The 16,276-nt window shown below is 44.6% G+C and carries 17 protein-coding genes and 1 tRNA gene; 2 read left to right on the forward strand and 16 right to left on the reverse strand.

Features of this window, described 5'->3' with window-relative positions:
- Positions 1–385 precede the first annotated feature (385 nt).
- The 3 genes from ACFQZR_RS28835 to ACFQZR_RS28845 form a co-directional block, all read right to left on the reverse strand.
- Positions 386–1,852: a DHA2 family efflux MFS transporter permease subunit gene (locus ACFQZR_RS28835; RefSeq protein WP_379351735.1), complete on the reverse strand. Its 1,467-nt coding sequence runs from the start codon at positions 1,850–1,852 to the stop codon at positions 386–388.
- Positions 1,853–1,890: 38 nt separating this feature from the next.
- Positions 1,891–2,067: an LmrA/YxaF family transcription factor gene (locus ACFQZR_RS28840; protein WP_379351760.1), complete on the reverse strand. Its 177-nt coding sequence runs from the start codon at positions 2,065–2,067 to the stop codon at positions 1,891–1,893.
- Positions 2,068–2,245: 178 nt separating this feature from the next.
- Positions 2,246–2,785, reverse strand: a complete 540-nt coding sequence (locus tag ACFQZR_RS28845; RefSeq protein WP_379351736.1) for a C40 family peptidase — start codon at positions 2,783–2,785, stop codon at positions 2,246–2,248.
- A gap of 280 nt (positions 2,786–3,065) precedes the next feature.
- On the opposite strand from ACFQZR_RS28845, the gene ACFQZR_RS28850 reads away from it, so the two are divergent.
- On the forward strand, positions 3,066–3,728 hold the full coding sequence (locus ACFQZR_RS28850; RefSeq protein ID WP_379351737.1) for an HAD family hydrolase: 663 nt from the start codon (positions 3,066–3,068) through the stop codon (positions 3,726–3,728).
- 40 nt (positions 3,729–3,768) lie between these two features.
- Here the strand turns inward: ACFQZR_RS28850 and ACFQZR_RS28855 are convergent, their stop codons facing one another.
- From ACFQZR_RS28855 to ACFQZR_RS28875, 5 genes are all read right to left on the reverse strand, one after another.
- A complete protein-coding gene (locus ACFQZR_RS28855) occupies positions 3,769–5,025 on the reverse strand; it encodes an alpha-L-fucosidase (protein ID WP_379351738.1) in 1,257 nt (418 codons plus the stop codon).
- Between the two features lie 131 nt (positions 5,026–5,156).
- Positions 5,157–5,247 (reverse strand) — tRNA-Ser (locus tag ACFQZR_RS28860).
- A gap of 59 nt (positions 5,248–5,306) precedes the next feature.
- Positions 5,307–5,525, reverse strand: a complete 219-nt coding sequence (locus ACFQZR_RS28865) for a DUF951 domain-containing protein (protein ID WP_379351739.1) — start codon at positions 5,523–5,525, stop codon at positions 5,307–5,309.
- Between the two features lie 3 nt (positions 5,526–5,528).
- On the reverse strand, positions 5,529–6,443 hold the full coding sequence (locus tag ACFQZR_RS28870; protein ID WP_379351740.1) for a mechanosensitive ion channel family protein: 915 nt from the start codon (positions 6,441–6,443) through the stop codon (positions 5,529–5,531).
- A 24-nt stretch (positions 6,444–6,467) separates the two neighbouring features.
- Positions 6,468–6,719 carry a putative Se/S carrier protein gene (locus ACFQZR_RS28875; protein ID WP_379351741.1) on the reverse strand — a complete coding sequence of 84 codons (252 nt, stop codon included), beginning with the start codon at positions 6,717–6,719 and terminating at the stop codon, positions 6,468–6,470.
- A 112-nt stretch (positions 6,720–6,831) separates the two neighbouring features.
- On the opposite strand from ACFQZR_RS28875, the gene yyaC reads away from it, so the two are divergent.
- Complete coding sequence (yyaC, locus tag ACFQZR_RS28880) at positions 6,832–7,437, forward strand: spore protease YyaC (RefSeq protein WP_379351742.1); 606 nt, start codon at positions 6,832–6,834, stop codon at positions 7,435–7,437.
- On the opposite strand, the gene ACFQZR_RS28885 is transcribed toward yyaC, so the two are convergent.
- From ACFQZR_RS28885 to mnmE, 8 genes are all read right to left on the reverse strand, one after another.
- Positions 7,412–7,906, reverse strand: a complete 495-nt coding sequence (locus ACFQZR_RS28885) for a DUF4446 family protein (protein ID WP_379351743.1) — start codon at positions 7,904–7,906, stop codon at positions 7,412–7,414. The two genes, yyaC and ACFQZR_RS28885, sit on opposite strands and share 26 nt — an antisense overlap.
- Before the next feature lie 15 nt (positions 7,907–7,921).
- A complete protein-coding gene (locus tag ACFQZR_RS28890; RefSeq protein ID WP_379351761.1) occupies positions 7,922–9,064 on the reverse strand; it encodes an aminotransferase class V-fold PLP-dependent enzyme in 1,143 nt (380 codons plus the stop codon).
- A 141-nt stretch (positions 9,065–9,205) separates the two neighbouring features.
- Complete coding sequence (locus ACFQZR_RS28895; RefSeq protein ID WP_379351744.1) at positions 9,206–10,048, reverse strand: ParB/RepB/Spo0J family partition protein; 843 nt, start codon at positions 10,046–10,048, stop codon at positions 9,206–9,208.
- Positions 10,041–10,802, reverse strand: coding sequence for a ParA family protein (locus tag ACFQZR_RS28900; RefSeq protein ID WP_018754160.1), 762 nt, complete (start codon positions 10,800–10,802; stop codon positions 10,041–10,043). Before ACFQZR_RS28900 ends, ACFQZR_RS28895 begins: the two co-directional genes overlap by 8 nt.
- 67 nt (positions 10,803–10,869) lie before the next feature.
- Positions 10,870–11,691, reverse strand: a complete 822-nt coding sequence (gene noc / locus ACFQZR_RS28905) for a nucleoid occlusion protein (protein ID WP_018754159.1) — start codon at positions 11,689–11,691, stop codon at positions 10,870–10,872.
- Between the two features lie 529 nt (positions 11,692–12,220).
- Positions 12,221–12,943 carry a 16S rRNA (guanine(527)-N(7))-methyltransferase RsmG gene (rsmG, locus tag ACFQZR_RS28910; protein ID WP_379351745.1) on the reverse strand — a complete coding sequence of 241 codons (723 nt, stop codon included), beginning with the start codon at positions 12,941–12,943 and terminating at the stop codon, positions 12,221–12,223.
- A gap of 3 nt (positions 12,944–12,946) precedes the next feature.
- Complete coding sequence (mnmG, locus tag ACFQZR_RS28915) at positions 12,947–14,836, reverse strand: tRNA uridine-5-carboxymethylaminomethyl(34) synthesis enzyme MnmG (RefSeq protein ID WP_379351746.1); 1,890 nt, start codon at positions 14,834–14,836, stop codon at positions 12,947–12,949.
- Positions 14,837–14,852: 16 nt separating this feature from the next.
- Entirely contained in the window at positions 14,853–16,229 is a 1,377-nt protein-coding gene (mnmE, locus tag ACFQZR_RS28920) for a tRNA uridine-5-carboxymethylaminomethyl(34) synthesis GTPase MnmE (protein WP_379351747.1), read from the reverse strand.
- Between the last annotated feature and the right edge of the window lie 47 nt (positions 16,230–16,276).

Genomic DNA, 16,276 nt, shown 5'->3' on the forward strand with positions numbered 1-16,276 from the left:
GATTTCTTATGCTACTAACGTACCGACAGCCAGAAAAAGGACCCGCAAGGGTCCTTTTTGGTGTCCAGAAATAAATCTAAAAATCGAATGTATAATAATCGGGCCATTGTCCATAATAACTCTTGTCGGTGCAAGCGAGGTGTGGTTCCATTGAACAATTCAGTTGAACATGAACACGAAGAAGGATATCTTTAGTTACTCAGCATAGAAAGCGAGTGGATGTGCCGCAGGCTACCGTCTGTAACACCTTAGAGATGCATTGCGTAACAGCAATCCGTCGAACAAGCTAACAATGATGATGTATCGCAAGAATTCCAACTAACTGACCACCGATACCAACAAAGGACCCCTAAAAAGGTCCTTTTTGGGTTCTAATGAACTAATTTTAGTGTGTCGGGCCCTTCATGGACTGCTTCTCCACATGAACGCGACGAATGAAGAACGCTAAGATAAGACCTACAACGGCAATAATTAATCCGAATACGAACGAATTCTGCACCCCTACGGTCATCCCTTTCACCATTTCCAACGGATCCTTAGGGTTCGCAGAAGTCTTTAAGTAACCGCTAGTCCCATGCGACAATATACTGACAGCCACGGCTGTCCCAATCGCTCCAGCAACCTGCTGTAATGTATTCATGACCGCTGTTCCATCCGGATACATCGATGGCGGTAGTTGATTGAGTCCATTCGTCTGCGCTGGCATGAATACCATTGAGATACCAATGAAGAGACAAGAGTGAAGAACAATAATGAGTGCAATCGCGGATGTTGTCGTCATGCCTGTGAAGAACCACAAGCAGACACCTGCAATGATTAACCCTGGAATAACCAACCATTTCGGGCCGTATTTATCAAATAACGAGCCCATGAGCGGCGACATCAGTCCATTGAGAATGCCTCCCGGCAGCAGGATCAGTCCCGCTGTGAATGCAGATAATCCCATCCCTTTCTGCATATAGAGCGGAAGAATCAGCACCGTGGAGAGAATAATCATCATGCATACTAATACCATCAACGTGCCGATCACAAACATGGGATATTTGAACACACGTAAGTCCATCATTGGCTGCTTCATCTTAAGCTGACGAACCGAGAACAGTGCGAGCGCTGCGACCCCGATAACTATAGTTATGAGGACGACGGGATTGGTCCACCCTTCTTCACCCGCTTTACTGAAGCCGAATACGATACCACCAAATCCAATGCTCGATAGAATAATGGAGAGAATATCAATTTTAGGACGCGTAACTGTCGATACATTCTGCAAATACACGATACCGAACAAGAGTCCAATCACAAGAAACGGCAATGAAATCCAGAAGATCCAATTCCACGTCAAATGCTCAATAACGAGTCCTGCAGCCGTCGGTCCCACCGCTGGCGCGAACATAATCACGAGGCCAATAATCCCCATCGCAGCCCCACGCTTTGCAGGCGGGAAAATAACCAATATCGTGTTGAACATCAGCGGCAGCAATAAAGCTGTTCCTACGGCCTGAAGCACACGTGCAATTAATAACACTTCAAAACTGCCCGCAAGCGCCGCTACCAGCGTCCCTGCGATCGAGAACGACAGCGACGCGATAAATAACTGCCTTGTCGTGAACCATTGGAGTAATAAGCCCGATACCGGTACGAGGATGCCGAGCGTTAACAGAAACCCTGTCGTGAGCCATTGGGCTGTTGCAGGTGTAATATGGAGAATCTCCATCAACTGACTAAGCGCGATGTTCAGCGCCGTCTCACTGAACATACCGATGAATCCACTGATCAAGAGTGAGATCATAATCGGCATGACTTTATACGATTGTTCTTCCTTTTTCGTTGTTGCATGTACAGCAGCTTCCATTTCCTATCCCCAATCTTTTTCTCTATTTTTAGTTTGCTTCACTCGTTAGCCAGCATTGATGGCTCTGTATTGCGATAAGTCAGTGCCAGTACAAAAGATCCCTCCAATAACGAGATAATGCCCATTGCGATCGATTCTGCGCGCTCTCCCTCGCAGCCTTCCTCCTTAAGCCGCTCGATCTTGACCAATTTCCACGTATCGAACGTTCTTGGCAGGCTTCACGCAATCGATTGCTAATACAGGATGTCTCGACAGCGTTCCAAAAGCAGCTTGGCGCCACGCCTTGGATTATGGTAAAGGTAAAAGTTTGCACCTTTCAAACATTTGTCCACTTATTGAAGACATGAATAAAGCCCTGTATCCATATAAATGAACACAGGGCTGATCTAATTTCTAGTTATTGGAATTCAAGTTCGTATTGTCCTGAATGACACGGCGTGCGGTAACGAAAGTCTTATCCCATGTACTGCCTTCAAAATTGGAAATCGCAACGCCAATGCCTACTCGATACGTATGAAGCAATCGACCGTCACCCATATAAATACTTACATGATTGATCTTGCCATCATGATTCGTATCCGAGAATACCAAATCCCCTGCCTGGAGGTCGCTCTTCGCTACGGGCGTACCTACCTTAGCTTGATCACGAGAAGAACGCGGAAGATCAATGCCATTTTTCTTAAATACATATTGCGTGAAAGACGAGCAATCGAACTGATCCGTTCTTCCTGCTTTAGCACTAAATTTATAAGGAACACCTAGGAATTGCTCTCCTGTGTTCATAATTGCCATAGCAATTGAGTAGCTATTCGTCGTAGGAGCTGCTTGTGCGGATGGAGCTGGGATGAATAACCCTGCCGACAAAGTAATCGAAAGACTGAGCATCATAGCAACCGCTGTTTTATGAATACGTTTGTTCGTTGGATTTTTCATGTTTAGTTCCTCCTCTTCGTCTGCACAATATTTTATTTTTGTAAAACTTGAATGTCTCTCGTTAACCACATGCCTACTGTAACATAGAACTCTTTTCCATGATGTACCACCGTTTTATTAACCCTAAGCTGCACAACACATTCCTTATCATTATTAAAAAACGATGAAAATTTCTTAATTATTTCACTCTTGACACGGCAAAGCTATGCCCTGCCTTGGTTGTACTTCCGTATCAATTATGTTATGACTATAGAAAACCTAGATAACGGAGGATACAAAAATGTTACAGAAACCTGCAGCAATGATATTTGACCTCGATGGCACGTTATTTCAAACAGAGACGATCGTTATTGAAGCATTTCGTCTTACATACGCTAAACTTCGTGAAGAGGATCTATATCATGGCGACGTACCCGGCGATCAAGAAATTCTGGGCTGCCTAGGCATGCTCCTTGAACATATATGGGAGCGACTCATGCCGAACGCTTCCTTCGAAGTGAGAGAACGCGCGAATGTACTCATGCACGAATATGAAAATGATTTGTTGGACCGTGGTCAAGGGAAGCTCTATGCTGGCGTGGCAGAGACGCTTCAGTCACTTAAGGACCAAGGCATACGTCTATTTGTCGGCAGCAACGGCCTAGAAGGCTATGTCAAGGATGTGACGCGCTATATGGGCATTGATCACCTCTTTGAAGGTCTGTACAGTGCTGGCGAATACCAAACCGCGACGAAAGTCGATTTGGTGCGCATTCTTCTTGAGAACCATCAGGTCCCTACGGCGTGGATGGTCGGAGATCGTTCTTCCGATATTGAAGCCGGTAAAAAAAATCAGATCACAGCCATTGGCTGCGATTATGCAGGCTTCCGCAAGTCTGGTGAATTAGAAGGCGCTGACGCCATCATTACGTCCTTTGATGAACTATTACACTTAATCTCATAACAACGAACGAAGCCACCGCTATCGAATGCGGTGGCTTTTTTTATTCTCCTATATAGTGTAATGATGCTTCCCGTAGGATCGGTGTACCCTCGCTCTCCGTCACCTCAATGATGACACCACGGACATATACGGATGGAAAACGAATAATGGCTTTATGCCCCATATTGATACCTTCATAGATCTGCACCTGCTTATGCGTCTTTTTGGAGATGATGGAGACTGTGAATCGACGCACCCGCTCCCCCTGCTCCAAGTTCTCCTGCAGTACAACATGATCGATCAGATGTGGTGAATCTGTCTGATACACCCATGTGGACGGCTTCTCTTTTACAAATGCTGAAGTGTCTACAATCGGTTGACCAAATCGACGACGAACCTCATCACCCATTTGCTTCAGCCTCTCAACATCAATCGCTGGTAGCAGACCTTCGCGGTCTGGGCCAATGTTCAACAAGAGATTCGTCCCTCTACCCACGGAATGATAATAGAGCCCCATTAGCTCATCAAGCGATTTCAATGTATCTTCATTCTGATCACTATAGAACCAAGTGGAACGCAGCTGTACATCACATTCAGCCGGCAGCCAGAGTTGGCCACCAAGTTCATCTTCCGTATCCGATAGGATAGACCATTCAACGGAATCCGTCACATTCCACGTAGGAATTGGTGCAATGCCGTCTTCGTTACCAATCCAACGGAAATCAGGATCCCCGATGTTAAAGATGAGAATATTCGGTTGGAGACGGCGAATTTCTCGGATAATCCGCGGCCAATCATATTCATGTCCTTCCGATCCACAGCCATCGAACCATAGAATATCGATATCGCCATAATCACCGAGCAGCTCCGTGATCTGATTCACGAAGTAATCATCGTATGCCTTCGCATCCTGCGTATAGAAATCCGCTGAACCATCGAAAGGTGAATAATAAAGACCTGGCTTCACATCATATTTACGGCATGCCTCGACGAATTCACGCACGACATCCCCTTGTCCATTTTTCCATGGGGAATATTCAACCGAGAACTTCGTATATTTCGAAGGCCAGTTCGAGAATCCATCATGATGTTTGGCCGTCAGCACGGCGTATTCCATTCCCGCTTCCTTCGCATTCCGAATCCACTGATCGCAATCCAAACCTGTCGGCATGAATGCTTCTGGTGTCATCGCCCTTGCGTCGAAATCCACATACCCCTCATAAAATGTCCGAAGACCAAAGTGAAGAAATAATCCAAATTCCCAATCTTGAAACTGCAGTTGTTTGACGCTAGGTACAACGGTCGTTTTGCTCAACATTGAAACCTCTCCTCTTGAACTTATAGTTTGTACCTGTATGTACGCGCTTTCAGGAAAATAGTTCCTCTGCGGATTATAAACAACAAAAAACCTCCCTACCGAGTAGAGAGGTTGTGCTTATTGTATGAAGGTGGCGGAAAGAGTGGGATTCGAACCCACGCACGCCTTGCGACGCCTAGCTGATTTCGAGTCAGCCCCCTTGGGCCTCTTGGGTACCTTTCCGCAGCAAAACTAATTCTATCACACTTCAAGGCTTTCTGCAACAGGATTGTCCCAAAAATTTAGCCTTCCATTGGAGGTGTGATGTGCTTCGAATTTCGAAGGACTTTCTTCATATTCTTCTCGAATTTCTGTCTAGGGATGAGAACACTATGCTGACAACCGACACATTTGACCCGGATATCCATCCCCATCCGAATAATCTCCATTTCATTGGTTCCGCACGGATGCGGTTTCTTCATCTGTACGACATCCCATAGTTCGAATTGTTTGCGTTCCACGCTCTATCCCTCCTTCTCAGCTCGGTGATAGGTCACCATCCGCGGATATGGAATCTCAATGCCATGCGCATCGAGCAGCCGCTTCATTTCAATATTAACAAATCGTGCTACACCTGCTTGGGTATATGGTTTACACTCGGCAATAATCCGAATTTTCACATCCGATGCGCTCATCATTTGCACGCCGAGCACTTCTGGTACTTTCACCATATCCAAGTTACGTTCCTTCAGTTCAGGCATCGCCTTCCTCATAATCTCAATCGCTTCATCCACGTTCTCTTCATAAGCGACCGAAATATCGATAAATGCGACGGAATTATGCAATGAAAAGTTCGTGACCTCATTGATCATCCCATTCGGAATAATGAAGACTTCCCCTGTCCAGCTCTGAATGCGCGTTGAGCGCAGTCCGATCAACTCAACGGTCCCACGATTCTTATTCACCTCGATCACATCACCAACGGCGAACTGGTCCTCGAAGATAATGAAGAACCCTGTTATGATATCTTTCACGAGACTCTGTGCCCCGAAACCAATCGCAAGTCCGAGTACCCCGGCTCCCGCTAGAATAGGTCTTAAATCTACGATATTCCACTCACTAATAATCATGAGAATCATGACGAAGTTAATGACATATGTCGTCACATTTTTGAGCAATTTTCCGATCGTAATCATCCGTCTCGGTGTGAACTGCAACCGGTTATCGCCCTTTTTAATAATCAGATGATTAATTGCCTTATGAAGAACACGAATCAACACGCGGCATACGATAATGATAAGGATCACCTTTAGGATCTCCCACATCATATTCTCCCATAGATCTGGATTTGTCATTGGCCCCCATATTTTTTTCTGGAACCAATTCAGATTGTGTTCGATGATCTCACCTGTCTCTTCGGCAAGCGCATAATAAGCCACTACACCACTCCCTATCCCATTGTACTACATTTTCACTAACACATATTCATTCTCATGCTGCTCAAAAATCCCCCGGATCTCCACCTGTTCATCTATAATTGTCCTCTTCACCAATTCAACCTCTTTCGCAGGGAAATGAATTGATAACGCACAACCTGCTGTAATTTCCTTCGGTGTCGGACAAATATCGATTTCAATATCTAAGAACTCCAAGAGCATCTCCGTACGTAATGCCTGCTGGGTTGAATCAAAAGCAATCAGCATCCATGCCCCCATGATTCTGCCTCACTCTCTCTATATAGAATGGATTCTTCTACACTTCGAAGTATAAATTCGCTCTTCCATCCATATACTAGGAATACAAATCATAGACGGAGGTTAACCCCATATGTCCTTTCCCCTGTATTCTAGCCGGATTAAAGAACTACCATCTCTCAAAATTGCGCATACCGAATCTCACATTCATGCAGCCGTCACGAACAGAATAGTAGATTTCCTGACACCCATTCCTGCTGAGAGTACAATTACGGTTGTATGTGTGGGTACAGATCGTTCAACAGGAGACTGTCTAGGGCCTCTCGTCGGTTCCGCGCTCTCGAAGTTCAACAGCCCTCTATTCGAGATCTATGGGACGCTCGATCATCCGGTTCATGCCGTGAATTTAAGCGATACATTACAGCACATCGAATCCTCTGTCAAGAATCCGTTCACTATCGGTATTGACGCATGCCTCGGTCAGACGAGCAGCGTTGGGAATATCCAAGTCGCTTCTGGACCTGTTCGGCCTGGTGCAGGTGTACACAAACAATTGCCGCCTGTCGGCGATATGCACATTACAGGGATCGTCAATGTAGGCGGCTTTATGGAATACTTCGTCCTGCAGAATACCCGCCTGAGCCTCGTCATGAAGCTATCGGACATTATTGCGAACAGCTTATATATGGCCGTCAAACAATGGCATCATCGGCTTAACTCTTACGCTGGGCGAGATTAAGTGCCTCCATCTCTTCATGAGATAAAGGATATTTCGATTCACCTTGCTCCACAGGCTTGGCATACAAATACGTATTATCACGGCTATGGAGACCACTGAGGATAATTCCATCTTGTTCATCGTTCACAATCGCTAAGGAGAAGCTGAGATCTGCGCCATGACCTTGAAAAGGATTGTATCGTAGAAATCCAACATTGGATTTCATCTTCTTCATTTGCTGATGGATCCCATTCACTTGATTCGAATGTTCTATTTGACCTTCGCGTAATGCATAAATATGTTCTTTCATCTCAATGATGACATCCTCAAGTCCATTCACACCTGTGCCTTCCATCATGAGATCATACTTCCGTCTCAACCGCTTCAGCTTCACAGCCTGGACAATAAACATGATCAATACGATGATCATGAGTAAAGCCATTACACCCATAATAATCCACTGCATTTGTTCTAACGTCATCGTGTCCATCTCATCTGTTCTCCCCTACCGTGCAAAATCCTCAATGATCTGTCTTACCGCCGTTATCACGGCATAAATATCTTCTTCTGTTGTTGCATAACCCACGCTAGCACGTACAGCTCCGCTATCCAGTGTTCCAGCAGATGCATGCGCTAATGGTGTGCAATGCATACCTGATCTGACTGCAATCCCATATTCGCGATCCAGACGAAATGCGAGCTGTGATGCATCTATGCCTTCAATAATAAAGGAGACAATTCCCGTCCGCGGCTGATTCTTGGGTGGTCCTAACAATTGGATACCCTCAAGAGTTTCTAATCCCTCCATCAGCAGCCTCGTCAACGACCATTCTTTAGTATGAATTTTTTCGACGGTCTCATTCAGTATAAATTTGACCCCTTCATTTAATCCTGCAATCCCTACCGTATTCGGTGTTCCTGCCTCGTAACGATCCGGTCGTACCATTGGCTGCTCCATGTCTTCCGAACGGCTGCCTGTCCCCCCTCGCATGAGCGGCTCCAGATCGACGTGAGGGGCGATATAGAGCCCGCCAGTTCCTTGAGGACCCAGAAGCCCTTTGTGCCCTGGAAAGGCCAGCAAATCGATTCCCATGCGTTCTACATCGATAGGCAGAATACCAGCTGACTGCGCAGCATCTACAAGCAGGAACGCACCTTGAGATCGTGTGAATTGTCCTATTTTTTCAATAGGTAAGATCGTCCCAAGCAGGTTCGAACTATGGTTGCAGATAACCAGTTTCGTATGTAGCTGGAATGACTCTCTAAACTTCGCCATATCCAGATTACCTGCAGCGTCTGTCTCGATATACGTTACTTCTACCCCACGCGTACGTCTCAAATACTCCAAGGGTCTTCGTACCGAATTATGTTCGATAGACGTTGCGATCACATGATCTCCGGATGATAACACACCCTGGATCGCCATATTAAGTGCCATCGTCGTATTCATCGTAAATGCGATATCATTCGGGTTTCGAATCCCGAATAATTTTGCTAGATTTCTTCTTGTCTGAAAGATCACTCGACTAGCTTGAACCGCCATTGAATGACTGCCCCGACCTGGATTGGCACCATACATAAGCATAGTACTGCGCATAGCTTCGACGACCTGATCGGGCTTCGGCCATGATGTTGCTGCATGATCCATATAAATGATGCGTTGTTGCACTGAGTCTCCCAAGAATCGCACCCCTCTTTTCTCCAAAAAAAAGAATAGCATACCTTAGTGTAATCCTTCGCACAGAAGAATTCAATGGCATGCTACTTGGCAACATTTATTCTTAATATATTAGCCCAACAACTCTAACAACCGTTCCAAATCTTGCTGACTATAATAGGCTAGTTCAATCTTACCTTTATCTTTGTTCGCCTTAATTTTAACCGTTGTTTTGAATCGTTCTCGTAAGGATTCTTCTACTTGATGAATGTATGGATCGCGTTTTTTTGCCTTCGCCTTTTCCTTAACCGCCGTTGTATTCGCGCTTAGATTCTGAATGGCTTCCTCTAATTCCCGGACACTCCATTCATTGCTAATGGAAAGTTTGGCTAATTCTTTCACCTTGCCGACATCTTTGACCCCGGCTATTGCACGAGCATGTCCCATCGATAATGTTCCACGTGAAACATAATCCTTCACTTCTTCAGGGAGCTGCAGTAACCGCAAGAAATTAGCGATATGTGAACGTGACTTGCCAACCTTCATCGATAGCTCCTCTTGCGTTAAGGAGAATTGATCCATTAATCCTTGGTACGCAACCGCAACCTCAATGGCATTCAGATTCTCACGTTGGAGATTCTCGATTAGCGCAATTTCCATCACTTGTTGATCATTAAAGTTACGAACAACCGCTGGAATTGTAGCATTTCCGCATAATTGCGAAGCACGGAAACGACGTTCCCCTGCAATGATCTCAAAACCCTTCAATACACTACGAACAATAATCGGTTGAATAACACCATGCTGCTTAATCGATTCGGCTAATTCTTGAATCGAAGCTTCATCAAATGTCTTGCGCGGCTGATACGGGTTGGGACGTAATTGACCTAACATAATTTCGATTACTTTGTCATCTTCATGAATAGACAATGATGGAATGAGTGCATCCAACCCTTTACCTAGACGTTTATTCACTTGATATCACTTCCTTTGCAAGTTCCAAGTACACTTCCGCACCTTTCGATCTCGGATCATACGTAATAATTGACTCGCCATGCGAAGGAGCTTCACTCAGCCTTACGTTGCGAGGAATAACGGTTTGATATACTTTTTGTTGGAAATATTTTTTGACCTCTTCAATAACTTGAATGCCTAAATTGGTTCGAGCATCGAACATCGTAAGTAGGACACCTTCAATTTGCAAAGACGTATTTAAATGTTTCTGAACGAGTCGCACCGTATTCAGCAGTTGACTCAATCCTTCTAACGCATAATATTCACATTGAATCGGGATAATGACCGAATCCGCCGCTGTTAGTGAATTGATCGTTAGGATTCCGAGCGATGGCGGACAATCAATAATAATATAATCGAACATATGCTTCACCAGGTGAAGCGACTTCTTAAGACGAACCTCACGAGATATCGTAGGAACCAATTCAATTTCTGCACCTGCTAGTTGAATCGTTGCCGGCAGAATACTTAGTCCTGGAATTTGAGTTGGAAGAATCGCATCCTTCGGATGCACATCATTAATTATTACGTCATAGACGCAATTCGTAACGTCTGCTTTATTCACACCGATACCGCTTGTTGTATTCCCCTGCGGATCGATGTCAACCAATAAGACTCGTTTGCCGAGCGTGGCAAGTGCAGCTGATAAATTAACAGAAGTCGTTGTTTTACCAACGCCCCCCTTTTGGTTGGTTACAGCTATGATTTTAGACACTCATTCTCACCTCAAATTTATCAACAAGAAGACAGCAGTCATCGCTACCGCTGAACGTGAAGCTTCTTTATGATCTTTTTGGAATTTTAATGACAATCTCGTAATGGTCTTCATGATCTTTCTCATCGGTTTTAATCTGCATCCCTGTACCCGACACCATCTCAATCGATTGACGAATTGTATTCAGAGCAAGACGTACATCTTTCGTGAATGAAATACGTTTGGACTTGTTCTTCGGCTGCATCGCTTCTTTATAGAAGGCAACACGAGCTTCCGTCTGTTTTACATTTAGTTCTTTTGTTATTATATCATTCAATACCTTTAATTGCAGTTCTTCCGAATCAAGTGAGAGCAGCGCTCTTGCATGACGCTCCGTAATTTGACGTTCCATCAGCGCCAATTTCACAGATTCAGGTAAATTTAATAGACGAATTTTATTCGCAATGGTCGATTGGCTCTTACCCAGACGCTGAGCCAAGCTCTCTTGCGTTAGACTATGTAAATCCATTAATTTCTGATACGCTACCGCTTCTTCAATCGAAGTTAAGCCTTCACGTTGTAAGTTCTCGATTAAGGCGATTGACGCCGCTTGGGAGTCATTGAACTCGCGAACAATTGCCGGAATCGTATCCAGGCCAAGACGCGTAACCGCCCGCCAACGACGTTCCCCCGCAATAATCTCATACTTCCCATTGCGCATACGAACAACAATCGGTTGAATCACGCCATGCGTTTTGATCGTCTGGCATAGCTCATCGATTTTTTCATCGTCAAATATTGTTCGTGGTTGATAAGGACTTGTAACAATCTCCGCAACCGGGATTTGTTTGATCTCATCCTGATTATTTTTTTCTGCGATTCCAAATAGTTTAGACAATTGTTCTTTCATTTCGTATGATACCACCTAAATTCATAATCGCACTCGAATGGCAATCAGAACGATAACTAACAGGCACTGTTTTGTTGATTCTACCCTATCAATCTATGAATGTTCTGATGGATTCTTGCGTTCAGAGAACACATGAAAAAACAGCTCACGCACTTCACTCCATGGAATAGTAGCGCCGCTACGTTTCAATCCATTTGCCTCTCGATGTACCTAAACCATGATCCAGTAGAAACTTCAGCATGTCTATCCAACCGCAAAAATGTTTTCGCCAATGAACAAAATCCGTGCATTCGTTTCGATATTCAATTCATAAAAAATAAAATTTAAGAGAATGAGGCTTTTCATAGCTGAATAGCCTCACATGGATAACGTCCCTAGAAGTACGACAAAGTTGGTTCTTCTAGCAAATTACTTCTATTACTATATATTCTCCAGTTCTATCGCGTTTTCCTGCCAGACATTTGGCGTGAAGCAACATTTTCATGAAATGTTCCACGTGAAACATCTCTTTCCTTATGCTGCGGAAAATTTATACGAGCGGACTTTTTAAAGGCGTTCCTGCTTTGCGAGGATATTTGGCTGAGGTTGGGCCTTTCTTATCGACAATAACGATATGACGATCTGAATCTTCTACGGGGAGTTTGAAATGTTCAACACGATTCACGCTGCCCTTCAACTCTTTGAAGCTTCGTGCAGCTTCCTTAATTTCATCTGTCAGATCTGTTCCCTTCATTGCTGCGAAGGTCCCCCCAACTTTTACAAATGGAAGGCAAAATTCGTTCAATACTGCAAGACGAGCAACCGCACGTGCCGTTACGAGATCGAATTGATCGCGATATTTGAATTGTCGAGCAACATCCTCTGCACGTCCATGAATGCATTGCACATCGGAGAATTCGAGCTGCTCAACTAAATGATTCAGAAATTGAATGCGCTTGTTCAACGAATCTACAATCGTAACTTTTAAATGCGGGAAACAGATTTTTAGAGGAATGCTCGGAAATCCTGCACCAGAACCAATATCTGCGATTGTCGTTATCTCCTTCATATTCAAAAAGAAAGAAAGCGATACAGAATCATAGAAATGCTTCGTGTAGACCTGTTCTCTTTCTGTAATCCCCGTTAAATTCATTTTCTCATTCCAAGAGACCAATTCTCTCAAATAAATCTCAAATTGATTGAGTTGTTGCTCGGTCAGCGAAATATCATATTTCGCCAACCGTTCTGCAAACACAGTTTGAATGTGATCCATAATTTATCCTCTCGATGCTGTTACGCGGTTATAGTGTTCCAAGTATACGAGCAGAATTGAAATGTCTGCTGGTGTTACGCCAGAAATCCGTGAAGCCTGCCCGATGGAAATCGGATGGATTTTATTCAGCTTCTGCTTCGCTTCTGTCGCGATTCCATGAATGTCGGTGTAATCAATATCATCCGGGATTTTCTTCTTCTCCATCTTCTGAAGACGTTCAACTTGTAGTAATTGCTTCTCAATATAACCCGAATATTTAATTTGAATTTCTACTTGCTCTTTCATTTCTTCTGTTAATTCATGCGAAGATGGTGAAATCGGTTCGATATGCGCATAAGTCACTTCAGGGCGACGGAGTAATGTCAGAATGTCCACCCCATTCGTTAATGGTGCTGATCCGACCGAAGCAAGCATCGCTTGCACTTGCTCGTCTGGGCGAATCTTCGTCGTGCGAAGTCGCTCAATTTCTAGCTCGACCATTTCCTTCTTATGCATAAATTTCGCATATCGTTCTTCTGTGATCAGACCAATCTCATGCCCTATTGGTGTAAGTCTAAGATCCGCATTGTCATGGCGCAATAATAGACGATATTCAGCACGAGATGTCAGCAATCGATAAGGCTCGCTCGTACCCTTCGTTACCAAATCATCAATAAGTACGCCAATGTACCCTTGGGATCGATCTAACACGACAGCTTCTTTGCCTTGTACTTTACGAGCAGCATTAATTCCGGCCATAATTCCTTGTCCTGCCGCTTCCTCATACCCTGATGTTCCGTTAATTTGTCCCGCAGTGAATAGTCCAGGTACCAGCTTCGTTTCCAAAGAAGGATAAAGCTGTGTAGGCACAACAGCATCATATTCGATCGCATACCCTGTACGCATCATATCGACTTTCTCGAGGCCAGGAATCGAACGAAGAATTTGCAATTGTACATCTTCTGGCATACTAGTCGAGAGTCCTTGTACATAATACTCCGATGTATTTTTACCTTCTGGCTCTAAGAAAATTTGATGTTTTGGCTTATCGCTGAACCGTACAATTTTATCTTCAATGGAAGGGCAATAACGTGGCCCTGTCCCTTCAATCGCACCCGAGAACATTGGTGCACGGTGCAAGTTATCATTAATAACCTGATGCGTCGCAGATGATGTGTACGTCAACCAACAAGGGAGCTGTTCATTGCTCGATGAAATCGTCTCGAAGGAGAAGAACTTCGGATGCTCATCACCAGGTTGAATTTCGGTCTTGGAGAAGTCAATCGTATCTTTATGAACACGCGGTGGTGTTCCTGTTTTGAATCGAACCAACTGTAGTCCTAACTCACGAAGCGATTCAGACAATCTAACCGATGGCTGTTGGTTATTTGGTCCGCTCTCATACATCAATTCTCCCATGATGATCTTACCGCGTAGATACGTCCCTGTCGTTAAGACAACAGCCTTCGCACGATACTGCGCACCTGTCTTCGTTACAGCACCTACACATTTACCATCCTCAACAATAAGCTCTTCTACCATCCCTTGGCGAAGTGTCAAATGCGCCGTCTCTTCGATCGTCTTCTTCATCTCATGTTGATACAAGAATTTATCAGCTTGCGCCCGAAGTGCATGAACAGCCGGTCCCTTCCCTGTATTCAGCATTCGCATCTGAATGAACGTTTTATCGATATTGCGTCCCATCTCTCCCCCAAGGGCATCGATTTCACGCACGACATGGCCTTTAGCCGGACCACCAATCGATGGATTACACGGCATAAATGCCACCATATCTAAGTTGATTGTGAGCAGCAGTGTCTCACATCCCATCCGTGCAGAGGCAAGCGCAGATTCAACGCCTGCATGCCCTGCACCGATGACAATCACATCATATTCCCCAGCTAAATAGCCCATTTTCCGATCCTCCTTATTACTTACCTAGACAGAATTGACTAAATATTTGATCAATCAGCGAATCGCCTACTGCATCGCCAATAATTTCACCTAACTGTTCCCACGCCGCTCTGACATCAATCTGGATCAAATCAATCGGAATACGCTCTTCCGTTGCCCCAATCGCATCTTGAAGTGACACAATGGCCTTTTTCAGCAATGCAATATGTCGAACATTGCTCACATAGGTCAGATCATTCGATTCAATACCGCCGCTGAAGAAGATACCCGCAATGGCTGCCTCTAATGCATCCAGTCCCTCTTGCTCTTTAACCGACATCTTCACAATCCGATCCAGTTCGAACATCTCTTCAATTTGACGCATCTCGAGTTGCCGTGGTAAATCCATTTTATTCAGTACGACAATCACTTGTCTACTCTTGATTTGTTCCATCAGTTGCAAGTCATCGGCATGCAGCGGCTCATTCTGATTCAGCACCAAAACGACAAGATCCGCATCCTCAAGCGCAGATTTCGACCGCTCGACACCAATTTGCTCGACCACATCCGCTGTTTCGCGAATACCTGCTGTATCTAATAACTTTAGCGGAATACCATTAATCGTAATGAATTCCTCAATCACATCACGCGTTGTCCCAGGAATATCCGTAACAATTGCCTTGCTCTCTTTGGCTAATGCATTTAATAAGGAAGATTTACCGACATTCGGACGTCCGACAATCGCCGTTACAATCCCTTCCCTTAATATTTTGCCTTCATTCGCCGTTCTTAACAACTTCTCGATACTCTCCATCACCTGTGAACATTTCTCACGAATAAATGCACTCGTCAGCGATTCGACATCATGCTCTGGATAATCAATATTCACTTCAATATGCGCCATCGTCTCAAGCAACGTATACCTTTGGGCTTCAATCTCTTTCGACAAATTTCCTTGTACTTGCTTGAACGCCGCTGAGAACGCACGTTCTGATTTGGAACGTATTAAGTCGATGACGGCTTCGGCTTGAGATAAGTCAATCCGGCCATTCAGGAAGGCGCGCTTCGTGAATTCACCGGGCTCAGCCAGTCGAACATTCTGCTGCAGCAAGATGTCCATCACTCTTTTGACTGCAATTACGCCGCCATGCGTACTAATCTCAACAACATCTTCCATCGTAAAGGAACGCGGCGCACGCATTACGGTAACGAGCACTTCTTCCATTTTCTCACGCGTATTCGGGTTAACAATATAACCATAGTGAACTGTATGGGAATCCACTTGCGTTAATTTATTTTTCGCGGCAAATATCGATTCGACAATCGCGACCGACTCTGGACCGCTCACGCGAACAATCGCAACACTTCCCTCACCTACGGCTGTTGCAATGGCTGCTATCGTATCATTGATCATGCTAACACCTCTTCATCTATGAAAAAAGCAATGACTCGGCATCAATC

The sequence above is a fragment of the Paenibacillus sp. GCM10027629 genome (assembly GCF_042676425.1).
Taxonomy (GTDB): Bacteria; Bacillota; Bacilli; order Paenibacillales; family Paenibacillaceae; genus Paenibacillus_K; species Paenibacillus_K terrigena.

Excerpts from the sequence above, each read along its gene's own strand:
- ACFQZR_RS28845 (WP_379351736.1), bottom strand. The coding sequence starts at position 2,785 with ATGAAAAATCCAACGAACAAACGTATTCATAAAACAGCGGTTGCTATG.
- ACFQZR_RS28850 (WP_379351737.1), top strand. The coding sequence starts at position 3,066 with ATGTTACAGAAACCTGCAGCAATGATATTTGACCTCGATGGCACGTTA.
- ACFQZR_RS28855 (WP_379351738.1), bottom strand. The coding sequence starts at position 5,025 with ATGTTGAGCAAAACGACCGTTGTACCTAGCGTCAAACAACTGCAGTTT.
- noc (WP_018754159.1), bottom strand. The coding sequence starts at position 11,691 with ATGAAAGAACAATTGTCTAAACTATTTGGAATCGCAGAAAAAAATAAT.
- mnmE (WP_379351747.1), bottom strand. The coding sequence starts at position 16,229 with ATGATCAATGATACGATAGCAGCCATTGCAACAGCCGTAGGTGAGGGA.
- ACFQZR_RS28885 (WP_379351743.1), bottom strand. The coding sequence starts at position 7,906 with ATGGACACGATGACGTTAGAACAAATGCAGTGGATTATTATGGGTGTA.
- ACFQZR_RS28890 (WP_379351761.1), bottom strand. The coding sequence starts at position 9,064 with ATGGATCATGCAGCAACATCATGGCCGAAGCCCGATCAGGTCGTCGAA.
- rsmG (WP_379351745.1), bottom strand. The coding sequence starts at position 12,943 with ATGGATCACATTCAAACTGTGTTTGCAGAACGGTTGGCGAAATATGAT.
- yyaC (WP_379351742.1), top strand. The coding sequence starts at position 6,832 with ATGTCCTTTCCCCTGTATTCTAGCCGGATTAAAGAACTACCATCTCTC.
- ACFQZR_RS28835 (WP_379351735.1), bottom strand. The coding sequence starts at position 1,852 with ATGGAAGCTGCTGTACATGCAACAACGAAAAAGGAAGAACAATCGTAT.
- mnmG (WP_379351746.1), bottom strand. The coding sequence starts at position 14,836 with ATGGGCTATTTAGCTGGGGAATATGATGTGATTGTCATCGGTGCAGGG.
- ACFQZR_RS28875 (WP_379351741.1), bottom strand. The coding sequence starts at position 6,719 with ATGGGGGCATGGATGCTGATTGCTTTTGATTCAACCCAGCAGGCATTA.